Origin of the sequence: Paraburkholderia sp. BR13444, from assembly GCF_040948755.1 — a bacterium.
In the GTDB taxonomy this organism is placed as follows: Bacteria; Pseudomonadota; Gammaproteobacteria; order Burkholderiales; family Burkholderiaceae; genus Paraburkholderia; species Paraburkholderia youngii.
Window position 1 is genome coordinate 45,204 of record NZ_JBFPKM010000021.1, and the last position, 21,597, is coordinate 66,800.

20 protein-coding genes and 1 pseudogene are annotated in these 21,597 nt (G+C 60.7%); 6 read left to right on the forward strand and 15 right to left on the reverse strand.

All coding sequences use genetic code 11. The features are described 5' to 3' along the window. Positions 1-65 precede the first annotated feature (65 nt). From AB3X95_RS35140 to AB3X95_RS35175, 8 genes are all read right to left on the reverse strand, one after another. The gene (locus AB3X95_RS35140) at positions 66-1,001 is read right to left on the reverse strand and encodes an ABC transporter permease (protein ID WP_368623675.1); all 936 of its coding nucleotides are present in this window, start codon (positions 999-1,001) and stop codon (positions 66-68) included. Beyond that, the gene (locus AB3X95_RS35145) at positions 994-2,178 is read right to left on the reverse strand and encodes a glycine betaine/L-proline ABC transporter ATP-binding protein (RefSeq protein WP_176369430.1); all 1,185 of its coding nucleotides are present in this window, start codon (positions 2,176-2,178) and stop codon (positions 994-996) included. Before AB3X95_RS35145 ends, AB3X95_RS35140 begins: the two co-directional genes overlap by 8 nt. Beyond that, a complete protein-coding gene (locus AB3X95_RS35150) occupies positions 2,175-2,531 on the reverse strand; it encodes an NIPSNAP family protein (RefSeq protein WP_368623676.1) in 357 nt (118 codons plus the stop codon). Before AB3X95_RS35150 ends, AB3X95_RS35145 begins: the two co-directional genes overlap by 4 nt. A gap of 2 nt (positions 2,532-2,533) precedes the next feature. Beyond that, positions 2,534-3,373, reverse strand: a complete 840-nt coding sequence (locus tag AB3X95_RS35155) for an alpha/beta fold hydrolase (protein WP_176369428.1) — start codon at positions 3,371-3,373, stop codon at positions 2,534-2,536. Between the two features lie 19 nt (positions 3,374-3,392). Beyond that, on the reverse strand, positions 3,393-4,460 hold the full coding sequence (locus AB3X95_RS35160; protein ID WP_176106350.1) for an LLM class flavin-dependent oxidoreductase: 1,068 nt from the start codon (positions 4,458-4,460) through the stop codon (positions 3,393-3,395). Between the two features lie 37 nt (positions 4,461-4,497). Next, a complete protein-coding gene (locus AB3X95_RS35165; RefSeq protein ID WP_368623677.1) occupies positions 4,498-6,009 on the reverse strand; it encodes an aldehyde dehydrogenase in 1,512 nt (503 codons plus the stop codon). Positions 6,010-6,025: 16 nt separating this feature from the next. After that, the gene (locus AB3X95_RS35170; RefSeq protein WP_368623678.1) at positions 6,026-7,006 is read right to left on the reverse strand and encodes a flavin reductase; all 981 of its coding nucleotides are present in this window, start codon (positions 7,004-7,006) and stop codon (positions 6,026-6,028) included. A gap of 145 nt (positions 7,007-7,151) precedes the next feature. After that, on the reverse strand, positions 7,152-8,933 hold the full coding sequence (locus tag AB3X95_RS35175) for a helix-turn-helix domain-containing protein (RefSeq protein ID WP_176124991.1): 1,782 nt from the start codon (positions 8,931-8,933) through the stop codon (positions 7,152-7,154). A 159-nt stretch (positions 8,934-9,092) separates the two neighbouring features. Between AB3X95_RS35175 and AB3X95_RS35180 the strand changes: the two genes are divergently transcribed. From AB3X95_RS35180 to AB3X95_RS35190, 3 genes are all read left to right on the forward strand, one after another. Beyond that, on the forward strand, positions 9,093-9,683 hold the full coding sequence (locus AB3X95_RS35180) for an amino acid synthesis family protein (RefSeq protein ID WP_176106354.1): 591 nt from the start codon (positions 9,093-9,095) through the stop codon (positions 9,681-9,683). Between the two features lie 41 nt (positions 9,684-9,724). After that, the gene (locus AB3X95_RS35185; RefSeq protein ID WP_368623679.1) at positions 9,725-10,669 is read left to right on the forward strand and encodes a 2-hydroxyacid dehydrogenase; all 945 of its coding nucleotides are present in this window, start codon (positions 9,725-9,727) and stop codon (positions 10,667-10,669) included. A 76-nt stretch (positions 10,670-10,745) separates the two neighbouring features. Continuing rightward, on the forward strand, positions 10,746-11,225 hold the full coding sequence (locus AB3X95_RS35190) for an Lrp/AsnC family transcriptional regulator (protein WP_176124988.1): 480 nt from the start codon (positions 10,746-10,748) through the stop codon (positions 11,223-11,225). A 334-nt stretch (positions 11,226-11,559) separates the two neighbouring features. Here AB3X95_RS35190 and AB3X95_RS35195 read toward each other — a convergent pair whose 3' ends face one another. Further along, positions 11,560-11,838 carry an HU family DNA-binding protein gene (locus AB3X95_RS35195; RefSeq protein ID WP_176124987.1) on the reverse strand — a complete coding sequence of 93 codons (279 nt, stop codon included), beginning with the start codon at positions 11,836-11,838 and terminating at the stop codon, positions 11,560-11,562. 594 nt (positions 11,839-12,432) lie between these two features. Here AB3X95_RS35195 and AB3X95_RS35200 point away from each other — a divergent pair. Then, complete coding sequence (locus AB3X95_RS35200) at positions 12,433-12,852, forward strand: hypothetical protein (RefSeq protein WP_368623680.1); 420 nt, start codon at positions 12,433-12,435, stop codon at positions 12,850-12,852. 427 nt (positions 12,853-13,279) lie between these two features. Next, positions 13,280-13,561 (forward strand): hypothetical protein, encoded by a 282-nt coding sequence (locus AB3X95_RS35205; protein ID WP_311733536.1) that lies wholly within the window; start codon positions 13,280-13,282, stop codon positions 13,559-13,561. A 347-nt stretch (positions 13,562-13,908) separates the two neighbouring features. On the opposite strand, the pseudogene AB3X95_RS35210 reads toward AB3X95_RS35205, so the two are convergent. From AB3X95_RS35210 to guaB, 4 genes and pseudogenes are all read right to left on the reverse strand, one after another. Then, positions 13,909-15,191, reverse strand: a pseudogene (locus tag AB3X95_RS35210) (tyrosine-type recombinase/integrase). A gap of 221 nt (positions 15,192-15,412) precedes the next feature. Continuing rightward, positions 15,413-16,996 carry a glutamine-hydrolyzing GMP synthase gene (guaA, locus tag AB3X95_RS35215; RefSeq protein ID WP_176124986.1) on the reverse strand — a complete coding sequence of 528 codons (1,584 nt, stop codon included), beginning with the start codon at positions 16,994-16,996 and terminating at the stop codon, positions 15,413-15,415. 215 nt (positions 16,997-17,211) lie between these two features. Next, positions 17,212-17,931: a hypothetical protein gene (locus AB3X95_RS35220; protein ID WP_368623681.1), complete on the reverse strand. Its 720-nt coding sequence runs from the start codon at positions 17,929-17,931 to the stop codon at positions 17,212-17,214. Between the two features lie 6 nt (positions 17,932-17,937). Further along, positions 17,938-19,398, reverse strand: a complete 1,461-nt coding sequence (guaB, locus tag AB3X95_RS35225) for an IMP dehydrogenase (protein WP_176108305.1) — start codon at positions 19,396-19,398, stop codon at positions 17,938-17,940. A gap of 296 nt (positions 19,399-19,694) precedes the next feature. On the opposite strand from guaB, the gene AB3X95_RS35230 reads away from it, so the two are divergent. After that, entirely contained in the window at positions 19,695-20,681 is a 987-nt protein-coding gene (locus AB3X95_RS35230; protein WP_176368961.1) for a DMT family transporter, read from the forward strand. 70 nt (positions 20,682-20,751) lie between these two features. Here the strand turns inward: AB3X95_RS35230 and AB3X95_RS35235 are convergent, their stop codons facing one another. Together AB3X95_RS35235 and AB3X95_RS35240 are read right to left on the reverse strand one after the other, a co-directional pair. After that, the gene (locus tag AB3X95_RS35235) at positions 20,752-21,084 is read right to left on the reverse strand and encodes an RnfH family protein (RefSeq protein WP_368623682.1); all 333 of its coding nucleotides are present in this window, start codon (positions 21,082-21,084) and stop codon (positions 20,752-20,754) included. Continuing rightward, a complete protein-coding gene (locus AB3X95_RS35240; RefSeq protein WP_013089685.1) occupies positions 21,081-21,518 on the reverse strand; it encodes a type II toxin-antitoxin system RatA family toxin in 438 nt (145 codons plus the stop codon). The genes AB3X95_RS35235 and AB3X95_RS35240 overlap by 4 nt, the downstream gene beginning before the upstream one ends. Positions 21,519-21,597 lie beyond the last annotated feature (79 nt).

The following is a 21,597-nucleotide window of genomic DNA, read 5'->3' on the forward strand; positions in this document are numbered from 1 at the left end:
AATGTTCATTCATCGAATGACACAACATGCTCCCGGGAAACCCGTTGCTGCACTGATGCACGCCCTTACAGCGCTTCACGCGCATCGCCGGGCGTATGTGCCTCCTCGTGACCACCCCGGAAAAAGCGCTTGAGGACAGTGCGAAAATGACGCTGTTTGTCAGGCTGTTTTTTGGCGATCTTCTGCGAAAAGCGATCGAGCATCATCGCGAGCAGGACGATTGCGATCCCTCCTACCGCCGCACGTCCTACGTCCAGCCGCCCCAGACCTTGCAACACCACGAGTCCCAATCCGTCCGCGCCGATCATCGATACAACGACCGACATCACCATGGCTGTCAGTACGGTCTGGTTGAGTCCCCCCAGAATCGTCGGCATCGCGAGCGGCAATTGCACTTCCCATAGGAGCTGCCACTTGTCCGCACCAAAGGCCTTACCCGCCTCGACGATTTCAGTTTCAACCATCTTGATTCCAAGATGTGTGAAACGGATCAGTGGTGGCATGGCCGCTGTCACGACGGCAACTTCTCCCGGCACAGTGCCGACACCAAAGAGCATCACGACTGGCACGAGATAAACAAAGGTTGGCGTGGTTTGCATGATGTCCAGTACAGGCTGCACCACCATCCACACGCGTGGACTGCGCGCACATAAAACTCCGATCGGAATGCCAAGTAACGCGCAGAAAAGAATGGCCGTCGCGATAAGGGACAGTGTTGTCATCGCCTCGGTCCACACACCGAGCATGGCGATGACAACAAGGACCACACAACCAAATAACGCCACGCGCAAACCCGCCGAACGCCAGAACACGGCAAAGGTGAGCGCTACGAGCACAGGAAAAGGCACGGCATGGAGAATGCTGTCATTGAAGTTCAGCAATTGCTCGACTGGCCATCGAATCGTCAGAAACAAAGGCCGCAAGTGAGTGGCCATCCAGTGGACGCATTCCTGAATCCACTGATCCACCGGGAAAATTGCAAGCTGGTCAGCACTAAGCATGATGTACCTCTGCGCCACTGCCGGCGCCAATTCTTGCGAGAACTTGGCTCGCGTCCAGAAGTCCGATGAGTTTGCCGTCTGTGTCGGTCACCCCGACCGGACTCCCCTGACCGCACTGGTGTGCCACGTCCACCAAGCGCATCGATGCGGAAACACATGCAAACCGCCTGTCTGGTTCAGGGATGGCTCGACCGTCACGCGCCTGCGCCATTTCGGAGCCTGTCAGGACCCCAAGCACGCGCTCTTCGGCGTCGAGCACGAACCCTGGCCCTTGCCCAAGCGGGCTCGCTGCCATGAGAATCCGGCCCGAATCTCGCCACACGGGCGATAGCGCCGTCATGACGGAGCGCGCGTCGAACAGTCGCGCACGGTCCACCTCACGTGTAAATGCGGCGACGTAATCACTACCCGGATCGAGCACGATCGACTGCGGTGAACCTTCACGCACCACGTGTCCCTCTGACATGATGGCGATGCGTGTACCGAGCTTGAGCGCCTCCTGGAAGTCGTGCGTAATGAAGAGAATCGTTTTGTTGAGGGTGCGCTGCAGGCGAAGCAGTTCCTCCTGCATTTCGGTGCGAATCAGTGGATCGAGCGCGCTGAACGCTTCATCCATGATCAGGATGTCGGCTTCCGTCGCGAGCGCGCGGGCAAGACCCACACGCTGGCGCATACCGCCACTTAGCTCATGCGGCATGTGGTACGCCCACTTCGACAGCCCCACCACAGCGAGTACCTCCTCAGCACGTCTTCGACGTTGTGCCGCTGGCATCCGCCGAAGCTTGAGACCAAACTCGACGTTCTCAATCACGCGCCTGTTCGGAAGCAACGCGAAATGCTGAAAAACCATCGAAATCCGGTTTCGCCGTACTTCACGCAACTCCTTGTCTCCCAGCGCGCAGAGATCCTCGCCATCGAGCAGGATCCTGCCCGCGCTCGGTTCGTGAAGCCGATTGATGCAACGGGCAAGCGTCGACTTTCCTGAACCCGACAGACCCATGATCATGTAGATCGCTCCGGAAGGAACGCTTAGCGAGACGTCATCGAGACCGACGACGTGCCGCAGCTTCTCCAGCACATCGGCGCGACATTTTCCGGCGCGCAACATGGCGAGTGCAGGTTCGGGCCTGTCGCTGAAAATCTTGTAGAGATGTTCGATTACCAGGCGCTCGGTCATGACTGCGTCTCCTCGAGTGTCGTCGCATGATCTGCGAATCCGGGCCGCGGGGAAAAATCGGTCGGCACCAGAATGCGGTTCTCCGCACGCTCGATGTATTGCGCGAGTCGCGGCACAAACGCCTGCCACTGAGAGTCTTCGGCCAACTCGCTGCGTCGGCGGGTTCTGTCCTCGAGGCTCGCATAGGCCCACATGTGTGTAACCTGGCTCAGCGTGCCGATTTCTGTCGTGAAGTATCCGAACAGTCGGCCCAGTATCCGCTGCTGGATTGCAATCCCCTCGTTGCGCACAAGATCTAGGTAGCGCAGCATTGCGCCGCTTCGGATGCTGTAAATGCGCTCTTCCACTACCATGGTCAACTCCTCGACATAGCTTCTGCAAAGAAACGACCCAGCAAGGTTCCAACAACCTCTGGCGCTTCAATCAGGATCGAATGACGTAAGCCCGGCAAGATCTCCAGTTGTGAGTCTTCTATGCATTCGTGCATGTACCGCGCCATCCTTGGGTTCGAGCCCTGGTCGTCCTCACCCGTGGCAATCAAAGTCGGAACGCGAATCTGGTCGATGAGGCCACCGAAGTCCGTCTCAGCCAGAACACGGTATGCGGCCGCATAGCAATGCGGATCGTTCTCTGCATTGCGCTTGCGCAGATAGGCGACCATCTCCGGATTTCTCGCCTGAAAATCTTCCGTCAGCCAGCGTGATAGCGATGCGTCGTAGTGCGCGCCACGCTCACCATTCTGCAAAGCGGCAAGCCGCTCCAGCACCCGGCTGCGCTCTTCTCGCGTACGGCCCGACACCGTCGCGAGCAAAGCGAGCCCACGCAGACGTTGCGGATGCGAGAGCGCCATGCGTTGCGCGATCAGTCCTCCGAGAGAGAATCCCGCGAGGTTGAACGTCTCGAACCCCACGTGATCGGCGAGTGCCAGCGTGTCGTCGACAAACTCATCGATCTCGTAGCGGCCCAGGATGTGCGACGACTCACCATGGCCACGCAGGTCGAAGGTCAGGATGCGGAAGTCATCGCACAGATGCGTGGCAACGCCCTCCCATGCCTCCAGATAGGAGCCGACACCATGAATACAGATCAGTTGCCGTGCGCCACGTCCCTGCAGCCGGTAGTTGAGTTCGACACTGCCGGCTTTCAGGCGACCTTGCGTGACGACGTCGTCATTGACAGGTTTGCGAGTCAGCATGTTGGTCCGCCTGCGAGTGTCAGGTTGCGTACTGCGCCTCGCGTGTGCGCGCGGCGAAATGGGGCATCACTTCATCGATGAACAGTCGCAACGTCTTGACCTGGAGTTCAAACGGAAGGTTGAACGTGAGTCCGAGGCAAAACTGGTCGACGCCCTGCGCTTCGTAGATCTCGAGTTTGCGGATGACCTCATCCGGGGTGCCGAACATCAGGTTTTCGCGGATGGCCGCGGGATCGTAATTGGCGCGATTGACCACGCTCTCGTATGGAACGGCTTCCGGAAAGCCGTTGGTGACGGTGCCGATGTTCTGCATGAGATTCTCAAACGTTCGTCCGTAATCGACGCTGTGCCGCACGGCTACCTCCCAGTCTTGCGGCCGGTCGTAGAGGCAGGTTCGGCGCTGCATCATGAACCGCGGACGCGCGCGCTCCGGATGATCCGCGACCGCCTTGCGAAATTTCTCACCGAGAACGGCGACCTCTGAAGCCGGTGCCGAGAGCGGCGTCGACAGGATATTTGCGCCCACCCCCACCGCCCAGTCGAAACTTCCAGGATCACGGGTTGCCACCCAGATGCGCGGATGCGGTCTTTGCAACGGCTTCGGCACCGAGGTCGCGAGCGGAAATTTCCAGTACTGGCCATCGTGTGCGTAGTCGCCCTGCCATAGCTTCATGACGGCAGGAACCAGCTCCTTCATATAACCCACGCCTTCCTGTTGCGGGATGCCGTCCGCCATGCGGTCGAACTCGTACTGGTATGCGCCACGTGCGATGCCGAATTCAAGTCGGCCGCCGGTCAGGTGGTCGCACAATGCGGCTTCGCCAGCGAGCCGAATCGGTGACCAATAGGGCGCCACCAATGTAGCGGTACCCAGCCGGATATTTTCCGTGTGCTGCGCAAGCCAGGTCAGGGTCACGAACGGATTGGGCGAAATCGTGCACTCGATCGTGTGGTGCTCTGCCGTCCAGAGTGTTTCGAAGCCGCCTTCATCGGCGATTCGCGCGAGTGCCAGCATATGGGTCACTGCGTCATTCATCGTATCGTTCGGCGAAAAGCGCTCCATGCTGAGCGAAACCGCGAATTTCATATCAAGCTCCTGAGAACATGTGTTGAACGCGTCACGCTTAGCGCAGGCGAATGACGAAGGGGTCCTGCATCGCGCCGGAGTAATCGATGACGATATTCTTGAGACGCGAGAATTCGCGCATCACTTCGAATCCCCCGCGCCTTCCATAGCCGCTATGCTTCATGCCGCCGTTTGCGGACATGTAGGCGGCCGACCGATACGTGTTGATCCAGACGGTGCCTGCATCGACGTCACGCGCAAATCTCATGGCGCGGCTGATGTCCTGAGTCCAGATGCCGGCAGCCAATCCATATTCGGTCGCGTTGGCGAGCGCAATCAGTTCTTCTTCGCTCGAGAACGGCATCACGCCGACTACGGGGCCGAAGATCTCTTCCTGCATGAAGCGCATGTCGTTTCGTGCGTGCGTCATGACCGTGGGTTCGAAGTACCAGCCGCCGGTCAGCGCGTCATCATTGGGGCGTTGTCCGCCCACGGCGACTTTTGCGCCTTCGTGTACACCCGAGCCCACGTACTTTTGAACCTTGTCGAGTTGTGACGACAGCGCGAGCGGTCCGATATCGGTTCCTTCGCTGACCGGGTGGCCGATCGTGATCCGACGCGTGCGTTCCACCAGCGCTTCGACGAAATCGTCGTACGCCTGTGCTTCGACGAAGCAACGCGAACCCGCTACACACGTCTGTCCCGCTGCAGCGAATACACCGGAGACGACACCGTTCACAGCACGCTCGATGTCGACGTCACCGAATACTACGTGTGGAGATTTGCCTCCCAGCTCCATCTGACACGGCACGAGGTTTTGCGCGGCATTCCCGGCGATCCTCCGCCCCGTGGCGGTGCTGCCCGTAAAGACATATTTCGCAATGCCCGGATGACGGGTCAACGCATCACCCGTGGTCTGCCCGTCGCCCGTGACGACGTTGAATACGCCCGGTGGAATACCTGCCTCGATCGCCAGTTCGGCCAGTGCGAGGGTCGACGCCGTCGTGTGCTCGGACGGCTTGACGACGACCGTGTTGCCGATGGCAAGGCAGGGCGCGAGCGTGCCCGTGAGCAACATCAGCGGCGAGTTCCAAGGCGTGATCATGCCGACGACGCCGATCGGCTCGCGGACGTTGTAGTTGAGCGTATCGAGCTTGTTGACAGGGATCGTCTCGCCCTGCAGCTTGTCGGCCATGCCGGCGAAATAGAAATACGAGTCGGGCATCGCGCGCATTTGCGCCCGCATCTCCTTGAGGAGCTTGCCGTTGTCGCGGCACTCGATCATCGCAAGCTCGTCCGCGTGGGAGAGCACCAGTTCTCCGAGGCGCCGCACCAGTTTGCCGCGCTCCGTTTGCGTCATGCGCCGCCAGGCCGGATTGACGAATGCAGCCTGCGCCGAGCGAACCGCCTTATCGACATCGGCCGAATCCGCCTGCGAGAACTCGTACCACGGCTTGCCTGTCGATGGGTCGTAGCTGGCGATGAATTCCCCGCTGTGCGCCGCGGTGAATCCCCCGTCAATGAACAGTCCCAGGCGGGACCCTTGCAGACGTTGGATGGTCGTTTGCATCGGTTGACTCCACGTATCAAGAATGAGCAGATTGAAGCCACGGCTGCGTGTCGCCGACCATGGCGACGCGACCACCGTCGAGTGAATCCATGTAGATGCCGAATCTCCCGCGTTCGGTCTCATGGACGTAGCGTCGCAACATCGCGCGGATCTCTTGCGACGCGATGTCCTCGAAGGGAAGCTGGTTCATCGGGAAGAAGCAGAACTGCTCCGGCAGTCCGCAACTTCCATAGGGACGGGCAATCCTCGCGCGATAGATCAGGTATCCGGGATCGTTATCGGCAACGTCGAACACCGAGTACAGGAACGTGTCATAGGGCTCGAGCGCGAGTTCTCCGCCGCCGGCGAGAGGAAGCCGCCCCTCCCTGATGCGGCTCGTCGCGCTTGGCAATACCCAGCCTCCCTTGCCATCTCGTGCAAGCAACAGACTGCCGTCGGCCTCGATGAGGTATCCGACGATCATGTCGTGCGAAGACAACCAACCCGGCGGCAGCGGATCCTTGACCTGCGCGTATCGACCGCGACAGAAACCGAGCGGGTCCGCGGGGCTCGTGCCGAATGCCTGAATGCGACCTACCAGGATGGCGTGATCACCGGCATCGACGAGGCTATGAACCGTGCAGTCGAACCACGTCAGGCAATCGGTGAGTACGGGCGCGCCTGTGTGCACGGCGTCGTGGACAACCGATGCGAACTTGTCGGCAGATTTGGAAGCGAAAAGATTCGAGACATCGACCTGCCCGTCGTGCAGAAGGTTGACTGCAAAATGCCCGCTCTGCTGGAACGCGGGGTAGCTCGATGCACCCTTGCCGATACACACCAGCAGCAACGGCGGGTCGAGAGAGACAGACGTGAAGGAATTGGCCGTCATGCCGCGCGGACGGCCTTGCGCATCACGCGTCGTGATGACCGTCACCCCTGTGACGAAGGTGCCGAAAGCACGACGCAACGCCACGGGATCGATTGGTTTGACCTGTTCTCCGGCGTCCTTTTGCATTCCCGTCACCTCAAAACGTGTTTGTCTTGAGGTGAACGATATGTGATGAAAATCCGGGCTTCTTCCTCTGTCCCGGAGGAAAACCGCAATTAATTAGTATCGTTTTGTAGGTAGGGTTTTCACGGACGCATAGGGCACGATCGACTCAGTGGGTTCCCGTCAGTTGATGAAGGTGAATCGCCAGCTCGACGGCGAACCGTCGTTCAGGTGACTCGACGTCGATGTGAAAAAGCTCGTTGATACGTGACAGGCGGTAACGCAGCGTCGTGACGTGCAAGCCCATCTCGTTGGCGCAGAGTTGACTGCGACATCCCGAGCGCAGATAAGCCGAGAGTGTTTGCAGATAATCCGACCGGGTGCGTTTGTCGTATTCGATCAGCTTGCCGATCGCACCGTCGACGAAAATCCGAACGTCTGCAGAATCCGCCGCACCCATCAGGATGGGAACAGGGCCGAGATCGGGCATCCGCAGGAAGCCGGTTTTTCCATAGTTGCGGGCAACCCGGATCATCCGCCAGCAGCGCTCCCATTCCTGCGCCAGAGGTTCCATTCCCTCGAAGCGTTCGCCAAGTACGACGATCGGCGCACATCCAAAGGTCCCGAAGACCGCATCCGAGATTTGCTGCCCGAGCCTCGTCAAAGCGGTAGCGTCGGAATCTTCTTCGTCGGGGAGCAGGCAGACAAGTCCACTACCAACCATCACGACGTGCATCGTGATGTTCTGCTGCCTTGCGAGCATGGTGACCGTTCTATGGCCCTCGACGGTAAGATTGGTGCCTTGACCAGCCGGGCCCGGAAAGTCGATCACGATCATCCGAAGCGGCGCGGTGAGGGCGAGACCAAGATGCCGTGCTCGCCCCAATACGTCGTCCTCACTGCGCCAGCGACGCTCCACGATTTCGAAGAACAGTTCGGTGAGCGTGCGCGTCTCTATGCGGAAGCGGATCACGCTGCGCATCAGTTGAACGCTCAGGGCGAAGCTGACGCTCTCGAGCATCAGCTTCTGCAGGTCCGAGGGTTTGCCCTCGCCGAACGTCAGCAGGGCTCCCACCAGTTCATCGTCGATGGTGAGCGGCTGGATCGTGGCTTCGACAGAGCTTCCCTGTCCGATCGGCAGCACCACGGATGACTTGCGCTGAAACTCGATCGCATCACGCACGATCGGAACGAATTCCCGGCCTCCGGCACCCGTCAGCCATTTGGCCCATGCTGCGTCGTCGTAGATGGAGGGAAGAGGCGATCCCGATCCGAGGAGGTAGTTCGAGAAGAAATCCACGACCAGCACAGGCCCGTCAAGCAGGTCGCCGAGCGACACGGTCAAGGTCGCCAATGACTCACCCGCCAGAACCTCTCTGAGCAACGTGCGTTGCGATTCGATGATGCGCTGAAGCTGCTCATTGGCCTGCGTTTGCGCCCGATGACGATGCGCCCGCTCGACCGCGATCGCGCCGAGTTGCACAACCGCCGACATGAACGCGAGGTCCTCCTCGCCTACTTCGCGTACGGCGCGCGACGCAACCGTCAGTACCATTGGCCGACCTGCCGTATCGCTGCTGGTCATCGGCAGGACCAGAACGGTGCGGTAACCGCGTACCTTGGCTTCGCGTCGATAACCCGGGAATTGTGTCGTTTCGAGTGCGTCGCGAATATAGACGGGCTCGCGCGTCTGCAATGCGATCAGACAAGGACTCGTCGCCAGCTCCCAGCGATCCTCGGTCTGCTGCGGCAGCATGCTCGACTCATACCGGGTCAGAACAAGCGCGTAGCCGTGAGCGAGGTCGACGGACATGATCGAGCCAAGATGCCATGCGCCCTGCTCGCAGGCCGACCGAATCAAACCGGCCAATAGCTCGTCGATGTTCTCGTCCGCACTGATCTGGCTGGCAACCCGGCTCAGCGCCATGACCTGTTTCTGCTGATCGGACATCGTCCCCTCCCGTGTTTCCGAGGAAATTACACGAAACCGTAGGAAAGAAAAAAAGAATCTTCCTGCGAAGCGAGGAAGACAGGTCGCGCCACGATGCATAGCATTGATGCGTGCTCGTTCCCGAGCCGATCTCAAGCCCAATGCACCAGGAGACTTCCAGTGAGCGCCGAACTTCGAAAAATCGCGACCTTCATCGAGACAACCTACGTCGAAGGGGGTAAGGCAGCGGGAAAGCCCGTCACGACGGTCATCGTGGCGGCAGTGATTCGCAACCCGTGGGCAGGACAGGGTTTCGTTGAAGACCTGCGGGCCGAAATTCTCGCGTCGGCACCCTCTCTCGGGGAAACCCTGACGCGACAACTGACAGACCTCATGCCCGCCGAACGGGTACAGGCGTATGGGAAAGCGGCCGTGGTCGGCGTGAACGGCGAAATCGAGCACGCCTCCGCGTTGATCCATACACTGCGCTTCGGCAACGTGTTTCGCCACGCCGTCGAAGGCACCGCCTTTCTGAGCTTCACCAATACGCGTGTCGGACCAGGCGCCCTGATTTCAGTGCCGATGATCCACAAATCGGAAACCGGTAAGCGCTCCCACTTCATTACGAGCACCTTCCAGATTGCAGATGCGCCCGGTCCAGACGAAATCGTGATCGCGATCGGCGCCTCCGACGGCGGACGGGTCCATCCCCGAATCGCAGACCGCTTCCAGGATATGGAAGAGATGGCCAACGAACAGGCGTCCACCTGAGCTTACGTCGCATCGCAACGCCCACGCGAAAGAGATCAACCATGACAGGCCCGATTGCGTTTATTAGCAGCATGCCGTCCGAGGTACAGGACAGCTACCTCGCATCGCTCCGCGCGGCCATGCCGGGTGAGAACATCGTTCCCATTGATCTGCTCACGGACGCGCAGCGTCAACGGGTCGACATCGCGGTGGTCGCGAGACCCGATCCTGTCAAAGTCGCCGCCCTGCCCAAGCTCGCATGGATCCAGAGCATGTGGGCAGGCGTCGACCAACTCCTGCCCGCGCTTGGGAGCAAAGCGCCGCCAGTCGTGAGATTGATCGACCCGGAAATGTCGCGAACGATGTCCGAAGCCGTACTCGCATGGACGTACTTCCTTCAACGGGACATGTCTGCGTACGCCCGCCAGCAAGCGAGATTGCTCTGGAGGCAGTTGCCATACCGCAAACCATCTCAAGTCAGCGTCGGTCTACTGGGTATGGGTGAACTTGGAACCGCTGCGGCAGTCCGGCTGGCGGACGCTGGGTTTAAGGTGCGCGGCTGGAGTCGCTCGACAAAGCGCCTGCCTGGCATCGAGACCTGTTCCGGCGAGAGCGGGCTCGATCTCATACTGCGCGAGAGCGACATCGTCGTGTGCCTGTTACCTCTCACACCGCAGACGCAGGGCTTGCTAAATATCGAGCGACTGACTCAAATGAAGCGAGGCGCTGCGCTTATCAACTTCTCGCGCGGGCCAATTCTTGTCGAGAATGATCTGCTCACGATGCTCGAGCGTGAACATATCTCGCACGCAGTGCTGGACGTCTTCAGTGTCGAACCGTTGCCGCAAGAATCCGGATTGTGGCGCCATTCATCGGTCACTGTGCTGCCGCACATTTCAGCGCCGACGGACAACGAAACAGCCGCCACCGTGTTCGCCGACAATGTTCGCGCGTATCGGAGTAGCGGGCGCATCCCCGCCAATGTCGACTTGACTCGCGGCTACTGACCTGGCATGCAGCGTCTCCACCTCCGCTCCTTGCCATGACATCGCGTATTTCCGTTTTGTCGACCAAAGGCCGCACATGCTGAAGCTTGACCGCTACGATATCGCAATCTTGCAGATCCTCGCCCGCGAAGGGCGCATAACCAAATCGCGATTGGCCGAAGCGATCCATCTCTCTATTTCGCCTGCCTGGGAACGCGTCCGTCGGCTCGAAGAAGGTGGAATCATCCGCGGCTACCGGGCAGAGTTCGATTGGGTTGGCGCAGTTGATATCAGCCATATCATCGTCGAGGTGACACTCTCGCGGCATACCGCTTACGACCTGCATCGCTTCGAGACACGCATGTGTTCCGCGCCGGAAGTTGTGCAGTGCTATGCGACGGGGGGTGGCATCGACTACATCGTGCACACGGTCACACGAAACGTAGATGATTATCAGCGCTTCATCGACGCAATGCTTTTGGATGATCTCGGCATTGAGCGCTACTTTACCTACGTCGTGACGAAGATGGTCAAACAGGTCACCTGCAACGTGCCTGAGTGGATCGCATTGGATTGATCTCGTGTGGGCGAGGGGTATCGGACTCGGCATGCCGTTCGTGCACGTCAACATCGTTTTCACGGTTGCATTCGCGGCAGCAAGTAGGCCGCTCACGAAAACAGGGGGCAAGATCGCGGACGCGTTGGACAGACGCTGAGACACAGAATCTTGGAACTGCTCGCCAACACTACATTGGTAAGAAAACGCGGCTTAACTCATTTTCAGAGCATCGTTGATTATCGGGACATGTCCAGTGCACACATCAACTGTGCCCGCATACCTCGGACTTGCGCGCCAACGTCCCCCGGCAAGCGTACCGCCGCACGGGAGCCGGGCGACGCGACGCGCCAATTCACGCACCGTTCACTGCCTCCTTGAACGCCTTGCCCGCAGTGAACTTGACCGTCTTCGCCGCAGCGATCTGGATCTCGGCGCCGGTCGCCGGATTGCGGCCGACCCGCGTAGCACGCGCGCCCGTCGAAAACGACCCGAAGCCGGCCAGCTGCACGGTGTCGCCCTGCGTGACCGCCGCGGTGATGGTGCCGATCAGCGCATCGAGGGTTTCGCCGGCCAGCGCCTTGGTGGTGCCGGTCTTCGCGGCGACCGCATCGACGAGATGCTGCTTGTTCATGGTTGCTCCCGCAGAGGTGGTGAAGATACCGCCGCCCTACCCGATCCACCGGTGTCCGCGTAATCGGCGCGCCCCTAGACGCCAGTCGCACTGTTTTCCTGCCGCTCGCACCTAAGCCGTCGCTGGACGCGGGCGAAAGCTTCCGGGTTCTGCGCCCCGGGCTCATCGACGATGCGGCAAGAGGGTCGATCGGTCAGTCAACCTTAATCCCGGAGACTGGCCCGAGCTGGTGAACCTGGAAGTCGCGGCCCCGTCGCCCGTACGCCCGTCGGATGACTCGCGCACGCCACGACGCCGGAAAACCCGCTTCAAATAAGAAACTGGCGAACATGGTGTCCCGAAATGAAGGCCCGGATCGCCCCAATTATCCGGGCCTTCATTTGCAGTAGGGTTATGGGCTTGATCTCGAGGGAGTCGCCGAAGCGCGGCGTGGTGTCCAGGCCCTGTTAGTTTTTCCCTGAGCGTCCGAAACACGGACGAGCGCCTTTGTTTTCCCGTTGCGTCGCAGGCCACAAATGACCCCAGCGGCCTGCTTAAGGACGTCCATCGCAACCATGGCGCTACAGGTTTCTGACGCTCCGCCGAAGCGTTACCATGACTGACGCCACTCACGAAGCGCTGTACGGCGCCTTGCGCCAGTACCCGGTCATTCTCAAGAAGCTGAAGATCGATGCGCTCGCTTCCCGGTCGCTGTCATGCATAACGCCCAACATGCTAGGATGGTTTCCGCTCGTTGCGCTGGGAGGTCGTATGGCAGTCCATGACTTTACCGAGTTTTCATGGGACGAACAGGAAGACGTCAAAGCCGTGCTGGCCAGCCGGGGACTCGATCTACGTGACTTCAGGATCACGGACAATGACCGTCATCCGGCGAGCACCAGGAAGGCGGTGAGCCGGCGGGTCTCCGTAACACGGATCGCCAACGGGAAGACGGCAACCTACGACACCGATCACTTCGCTCCCTGGCTCACGGATTTCGCTGAAGCACTCGAGGCGGGTGAGTTCGACGACTGAGACCGCGGCGCTCACAGGGTTGTCCGACGACTGCTTGCAAAGGTTGGCCGCCCGTCATGGTGTCTCGCATTCGAATGCTGACGGTTACGGTTTGAAACAGGCACAGCACAGATACATTTGACATGCTGACGGTGCGCATTTTGTCGCAGGAATTCATGATGTCAGCGCTGCTCGGTGTCAGCGAGCCATCTGCCGTCCGTTCGCCCCGGTCCACTTATTTTCCGTCGCAATTCGTCGCACATCCATGGCAACGACCAGCGGTTCTCCTGATACAACGCCCGGACGCTCGACGACGGCCCTATCTTGAGCGTTGTGGACTCACCAACATAGGCTCTGTAGCGCAACCGCACTGATTCGCTAGCGCAGTTGAATACCTGAGCCTAGACTCTCAGAAGAATTGGCAACCGCGACTAATAAGGAGACCGTCGTGGAGCGCACCAGATTCCTCGCAACCTCCCGACAACTGGCAGCCGCCGCCGAAATTCTGGCCAAGGTTGGTCCCCAAGACGGGCGGCTTGATGCGTTCGAAATGCTCGCGTTCTTTCGCCAACTCGACCAGCCTGGCCCCGGTTTGAATGCGGTCGAGACGTCCGACGACGAGCTCTTCGCGCGCACCAGTGACGCCGCTCTAACCATGGCTGGACGTAACGAGTTTGCCGCATCGCATGCACTTCTCAATCAGGCACGGTCACTCCTGCCCGTTACATGAAAAGGCATGTGTGAATTGCGAGTTTCTGCTAAAAATCGCTCGTCAACAACGCTATCAAGATAATCCTTCCTATCACAAGCAACGTGGCAGAGATTCAGATCGCACTACCTCCAGGCCGAAAGCCGCGGCCTAACTTCATAAGGCTATTCGCTAGCTCAGTGATTCAATCTTCGGAAAACTGAGGAAGCGATGGTCATACCGCGCGACGGACTGACTACGTAGCCAATCAGCACACAAGAAACGCGCCGTATGCGCTTACCGAGGTAAGGACTGAGGCAATCCGCGTGCACGCTAACTCAAGTTATGAGCGTAGTAATCCTATATATCACCCTGAGAGATCCGGCAAACTAAGCCATACCCTCGGCCCTCAGCGCAGTAAAGGTCGCGCACGACCCATCTTTGATCCAACGATCCAGCATATCGGCCCAGGCTGTAGCATCACCCTTCTCTGGTCTGCATATTCGGCTTTGTTGTAAATTGCGCGAACGCCACGTTGCTCATGAGCTAGGCACTTCTCAATCCAGTCGGAGTTGAAACCGGCTTCGTGCAGATGTGTACTTGCTGTGCGGCGCAGATCATGCACAGTGAGCGGCTCAAATTCCTCACCCCTGGCACAGATCAGCTTCACCGTACTGTCAATGACCCGGTTCAGCGTAGCCGCACTGATCGGCGACGCAGTTTCATACCGCCCCGGATGCAGGTACAAGCTCGAGCCAAAACATGTCTTGAACGCAACCAGAATGTCCAGCGCTTGTTCGCTAAGGTAGACGTGGTGAGGACACCTCGCCTTCATGCGCTCCTTGGGAATGGTCCAGGTAGCCGTCTTGAAGTCCACCTCATCCCATGTCGCGTCGATGAACTCTGATTTTCGCACAAGGGTCAACAGCATGAATTTGATGGCGAGCCGCAACGTCGGCGTCGTAGGAGTCTGATCCAGCGCATTGAAGAAGATGTGTATCTCCTCCGGACTCAGTGCCCTGTCACGCGCCTTAAACGTCGCAATAGCGCTTGGACGAATTGCGACCGCAGGATTGTCGACCTTAATTCCCCGGGCCTCAAGGAACCGAAAAACCTGCAGTACGATTTCCCTCGCGTGAACCGCTTGTGCAGCCGCTCCGCGCTCCTTGATTTTTTCGCAGCGCGCCATCAGTCGTGTGGGTGTGATCTCTTCCAACTTCAGTCGCCCAAACTCAGACGCGAGATTGCGGTCGTACACTGATTTGCGCATCGCCCTTGTGGAATCCGCAAGGGCGGTCTTCGCAAAGTATTTCTCCGCCCATTTCCCAAACGTCAGCGCCTCGGCCGCCTCAACCCGCCGCTCGACTTTCGCACGTGACGGACTTTGTCCGTGCTGGATGGCTCCATAAGCATGGTCGCGCAATATCCTGGCTTCCGGAAGGCTGACCGCCATTCCAAATCCGAGCTCGCTTGGCTTGCGTGCTTTTCGTGCAGAAAGTGAAGGATCGTATCGGCCGATAACCAAGGTTTCCCGGCGACCATTTACCCGGTAGTCGTACCGGAAGCTCACCGCGCCTGACGACATGACCGCCGCATATAGCCCCCGTTGATCGGCGACCTTGTAGATTTTTTCGGCAGGCTTTAATGCTCGCAACTGCAGGTCGGTGAGCATAAGAACTCCTCGAACGTATACCGTCAGCCGATACCGTCACGCTGTCGTGACGGTATCGGACAAGGTCGTCCGAGGAGGAAATGTCGATACCGTCAACGGTACCGACATTTCCTTCGGGCACTGCCCGGATCACAGCGGATCACGTCGGACAGTAACCAGCTGTTTTTAAAGGAAAAACAGGCAAAACCGGAACTCCCGAAACGACTTGGGAGCAGTCTAAATCATTCCCACTCGATCGTCGCAGGCGGCTTGCCCGAGATGTCATAGACAACCCGGTTGATCCCGCGCACTTCGTTGATGATCCGGTTCGACACATGCCCAAGCAGTTCATGCGGCAGATGCGCCCAATGCGCGGTCATGAAGTCGAGCGTTTGCACCGCGCGCAGCGCGACGACGTACTCGTAGGTGCGCCCGTCGCCCATCACGCCGACGCTCTTCACCGGCAGGAACACCGCGAATGCCTGGCTCGTCAGGTCGTACCACGACTTGCCGGTTTCCTTGTCGATCGTGTTGCGCAGCGTCTCGATGAAAATCGCGTCCGCGCGGCGCAGCAGGTCCGCGAAATCGCGCTTCACTTCGCCGAGAATCCGCACGCCCAGACCCGGGCCCGGGAACGGATGGCGATACACCATCGAGTGCGGCAGACCGAGCTTCACGCCAAGCTCGCGCACTTCGTCCTTGAACAGCTCGCGCAGCGGCTCGAGCAGCTTCAGGTTCAGCGTCTCCGGCAGACCACCGACGTTATGGTGGCTCTTGATGGTTTGCGCGGCCTTCTTGCCCTTGCCCGCCGATTCGATCACGTCCGGATAGATCGTGCCTTGCGCCAGCCATTTCGCATCGGTCAGTTTGCCGGCTTCGGCCTGAAACACTTCGACGAACTCCGCGCCGATGATCTTGCGCTTCGCTTCCGGATCGGTCACGCCCGCGAGCTTGCCGAGGAATGCTTCGCTCGCGTCGACGTGAATCACCTTCACGCCGAGGTGATCGGCAAACAGCGCCATCACCTGCTCGGCTTCGTTCAGGCGCAAGAGGCCGTGATCGACGAACACGCAGGTCAGCTGATCGCCGATCGCGCGATGCAGCAGCGCCGCCGCCACCGACGAATCCACGCCGCCCGACAAGCCCAGAATGACGTGCTCGTTACCGACCTGCTCGCGAATCTTCGCGACGGCTTCGTCGATGTAGTGGCCCATTTCCCAATCGGCCTTCGCGCCGCAGATCTGCAGCACGAAGCGCTCGAGCATCGCGCGGCCCTGCACCGTGTGCGTGACTTCCGGATGCCATTGCAGGCCGTAGAAGCGGCGCTGTTCGTCGGCCATCGCGGCGATCGGGCACGATTCCGTCGATGCCATCAGCGCGAAGCCCGACGGCATTTCCAGCACCTTGTCGCCATGGCTCATCCACACCTTGAGCATGCCGTGGCCTTCGGCCGTGGTGAAGTCGCTGATGCCTTCGAGCAGGCTCGTATGGTTGCGCGCGCGCACTTCGGCGTAGCCGAATTCGCGCAGATGGCCGATGTCGACCTTGCCGCCGAGCTGCTGCGCCATCGCCTGCATGCCGTAGCAGATGCCGAGCACCGGCACGCCGAGTTCGAATACGGCTTGCGGCACGCGCGGCGTGTCTTCCTCGGTGACCGAGCTCGGGCCGCCAGACAGAATCACGCCCTTCGGCGCGAAGTCGCGGATGAACGACGCGTCGACGTCGTACGGATGGATTTCCGAATACACGTTGGCTTCGCGAACGCGACGTGCAATCAGTTGGGTGACTTGCGAACCGAAGTCGAGAATCAGGATCTTGTCATGCATGGCAGCGGACGGAATCAGAAGTGAGCGGATACGGAATGCCGCGCACGAGGCGCGGCGATGAATTCAAAGCGGTCCACGCGGCGACGGTCTCGGCGCGGCGCGGACAGCAAACATTACGATGAAGCACAAAGGCGCGACCAATGGCGGAACTTGCCGCCTGCGATGCGCGCGAACGAAACCCGGTAGCTTCGGCAAACGGCCTGGCGCGCGGCGCTTCAGCCATGAAACGGCGGGCGCGGTGCGCCGGGCACGTCGTTGCTGGTGTCGCGCGCGGCGCGTTCGGATTCGCTCAGGCCAGGCTCGCTTGCAGCCGGACCAAGCGGCGCGGCAGTGGCAACGGGAGCTGCGCCAGCCGGATTGACGGGTCGCGTGACCGGCACGACGGGCTCTGGCACCGGCTCCGCCTGATAGATCGGAAAGCCAGCTGAGGCACGTGGCTCGCGCTTCTGTACGGCATCCTTTTCGGCTTCTTTCACGGCACGCTTATCAGCCCGGCTGTCGGCCTTGCTCGACGACGACTTGACCACGCCCCCCTTCTCGCGCCGCCGCACCACACCCGACAGTCGCACGCCGCCAAGCCCGATCACCACCAGCGCGACACCGGCCAGCACCGCCACCATCTGCCCGAAGCCAGTCAGCGACGGCGTATGCAGCCCCAGCAGCCAGACCAGCATTAGCACGCCGATCAGCCAGTGCACATGACCGACGACCTTCGCGACCGTCGAAGTCAGCGCCCCGTCGAACGACGCATGCAGCGCGAGCCATGCGAGCCCGATCAGCGCGACGCCGAACTCCTGGCCGACCAGCATCGGCTCCGTTGGCACCAGTTGCAGCGCGTCGTACAGCGAGGTCCACGGCGTCAGCACGAACAGCAGGCCGAACGCCAGCAGCACCAACGCATCGAGGATCAGTACAACGCGCAGCAGTGGCTTCATGGGCGTTTAGTCCACGTGGTAGTTGGGCGCTTCCTTGGTGATTTGCACGTCATGCACATGCGACTCGCGCAGGCCCGCGCCGGTGATTTGCACGAACTCGGCCTTCTCGTTCATTTCGGCGATGGTGCGGCAACCGCAGTAGCCCATGCTCGCGCGCACGCCGCCGATCAGCTGGAACAGGATCGCGTTGACCGAACCCTTGTACGCGACGCGGCCTTCGATGCCTTCCGGCACCAGCTTGTCGATGTTCGCTGAGTTGTCCTGGAAGTAGCGGTCCGCGGCGCCGTCCTTCATCGCGCCGACCGAGCCCATGCCGCGGTACGACTTGTACTGGCGGCCCTGGAACAGGAACACTTCGCCCGGCGACTCTTCGGTGCCGGCGAACATGCTGCCCATCATGACCGCGCTCGCGCCCGCCGCGAGCGCCTTGCTGACGTCGCCCGAGAAGCGCACGCCGCCGTCGGCGATGACCGGCACGCCGGTGCCGTTCAGCGCTTCGGACACGTTGGAGATCGCGGTGACCTGCGGCACGCCGACGCCGGCGACGATTCGCGTCGTGCAGATCGAGCCCGGGCCGATACCGACCTTGACGCCGTCCGCGCCGTATTCGACGAGCGCCTTGGCAGCCGCGGCGGTCGCGATGTTGCCGCCGATCACCTCGACGTGCGGGAAGTTCTGCTTGACCCACTTGACGCGCTCGAGCACGCCCTTGCTGTGGCCATGCGCGGTATCGACGACGATCACGTCGACACCGGCCTGCACGAGCAGTTCGACGCGCTCTTCGTTGTCCGCGCCGACGCCGACCGCTGCGCCCGCGCGCAGCTTGCCGTGCTCGTCCTTGCACGCGTCCGGATGTTCGGTCTGCTTGGTGATGTCCTTGACGGTCATCAGGCCGCGCAGCTCGAACGAGTCGTTGATGACCAGCACGCGCTCGAGGCGGTGGCTGTGCATCAGCGCCTTCGCTTCGGCGAGCGGCGTGCCTTCCTTGACGGTGACGAGGCGTTCGCGCGGCGTCATGATGTTGCGCACCGGCTCGTCCAGACGCTCTTCGAAGCGCAGGTCGCGGTTCGTCACGATACCGACGAGCTGCGCGCCCTCGACGACCGGGAAGCCCGAAATGCCATGCTGGCGCGACAGCGCGATCACGTCGCGCACTTTCATTTGCGGCGGCACGGTGATCGGGTCGCGCACGACGCCCGACTCGAAACGCTTGACCTTGGCCACTTCACGCGCCTGCTCGGCCGGCGTGAGGTTCTTGTGGATGATGCCGACGCCGCCCATTTGCGCCATGGCGATTGCCAGACGTGCTTCGGTGACCGTGTCCATCGCGGCGGACACGAGCGGCATGTTCAGGGAGATGTTGCGGGTCAGCCGGGTCTTGAGGCTGGTGTCGCGCGGCAGAACATCGGAGAAGGCCGGGACGAGGAGCACGTCATCGAACGTGAGTGCTGTTTGGATCAGACGCATGGCAAATCCTATAGGCGCAAAAGCGAATTATACGCGATACCACCCCGGTTTTCACTGCGCGAACAGCAGCTTAGCGAATTTCAGACGATTTTTTACCGCTCCGGCACGCGCCGATTTCGCTTCGCTTTTCGCGTCGGGTTCGATCGGGTTTCGTTTGCGCGTTCGCAGGCAAACGCTGGACCCTTGGCCGGCGGCCATCGGCGATCGAGCGACGCGAATGCAGGATCGAACAAGACGCCCCGTCCGCGAACCCGCTATTCTGCCGCCCATTCCAGTTTATCCAGCAGGGGCAGTCGATGCAGCGCGGTGTCATATATGGTGTCATGGCCGGAGCCTTGTGGGGCATGGTGTTTCTGGTGCCGCGGGTGCTGCCCGACTTCTCCCCTCTGCTGCTCGTCGCCGGCCGCTATTCGATGTACGGCGTCGTGTCGCTCGCCGCGGCCCTGCCGATCGCGTGCTCGCTCGCCAAACGGCTGAGCCGCGAGGACCTGATCGCGCTCGTCAAGCTCGCGCTGGCCGGCAACATCGTCTATTACCTGCTGCTGACGGCCGCCGTGCACCTGATCGGGATCGCGCCGGCCTCGCTGATCGTCGGCGTGCTGCCGGTCACCGTCACGCTGATGGGCCGGCGCGATCACGGCGCCGTGCCGCTCGCGCGCCTCGCATGGCCGCTCGCGACCGTGATGGCGGGCATCGTGTGCATCAATATCGACGTGTTTACGGTGGCCGGTGCGGCGCCGCTGAGCATCGCGACGCGCTTGCTCGGCGTCGCCTGCGCGGTGGGCGCGCTCCTTTGCTGGACCTGGTTCGCGGTTGAAAACGCCCGCTACCTGCAGCGTCAGACGCATTTCAGCGGCAACGAGTGGTCGGTGCTGTGGGGCGTCGTGACGGGCGCGCTCGGCGGCGCGTTGTGGCTGGTGGTCGCGGTGCTGCCGGCCGGCGGCCCGCAGGGCGAACTGGCCGACGCCCGCTGGCACACGTTCTGGCTGCTCAACCTGGTGCTCGCGATCGGCGCGTCGTGGCTCGGCAACGGCCTGTGGAATGCCGCGGCAAAACGGCTGCCGCTGACGCTGTCCGGCCAGATGATCGTATTCGAGACGCTATTCGCGCTGCTTTACGCGTTCATTTACGACGAGCGCCTGCCGCGCCCGCTCGAACTCGCGGCGATCCTGCTGCTGGTGGCGGGGGTCTGGTGGTCGGTGCGCCGGCATTCGGACGACGATTCGTCGGGTACGGCGCGCATCGAGGGCATGGACGAGAAGGCGCAAACGGCGGCGCCTTGAGGTGATGTGACGTGATGATGTGACACGGGCGGCGGGCGAAAAAATTCACCACCCCGCCGACTCGCGCCGCCTAGCGCGAATCCTTGTTCAACCAGCGCCGCCCCTCGATCGACCCAGCCTTGCGCGTCTTTTCGACGCGCCGTTGGCGCGACACCTTCGGATCGACCAATAAAGGCCGGTAAATCTCGACGCGATCATTGTCGGCCAGCACCGTATCGAGCGGCTTGAGCTTGCCGAACACGCCCACCTTCTGCGTGTTCAGATCGATCGACGGAAAACGCCGCAGAATCCCGCTTGCGTCGATCGCCTGCTTCAGCGTCGCGCCCGCGGGCAACTCGACCGCAATCAACGCCTGCTCGCCGGCGAGCGCATAGCAGACCTCAACCGTTAGCCGCGCGCTCATGCCTGACCATAGCGCTGATTGGCGCGCTTCACGAAAGATTCGACGAAGGTATTGGCGATGTGATTGAACACCGGCCCGATGATCTTCTCAAGCAGGATGCTGGTGAACTCGTAGTGCAGCGCGAATTCGATCTTGCACGCGTCCGCCCGCAGCGGCGTGAAGCGCCAGAAACCGGTGAACTTGCGAAACGGACCGTCGGCGAATTCCATGTCGATGCGCGTGGGGCGCTCCATCGAGTTGCGCGTGGCGAAATGCTGCTTGATGCCCTTGAAGTTGATATCGATCCGCGCCTCCATGCTGGTGTCGTCCCGGTGACGAATTTCGATGCCGCCGCACCATGGCAGGAAGTTGGGGTAATCATCGACGTCGGTGACGAGGTCGAACATCTGTTCCGCCGAATGGCGAATCAACACGGTTTTCTGGACATCTGCCATAAATTGAACAGCGCGTGGCAAGGGTGGATGAGCGCGGCGGGCTTTCCTTGTCCCGCTTTGCTAAAATCGTAATTTTAAA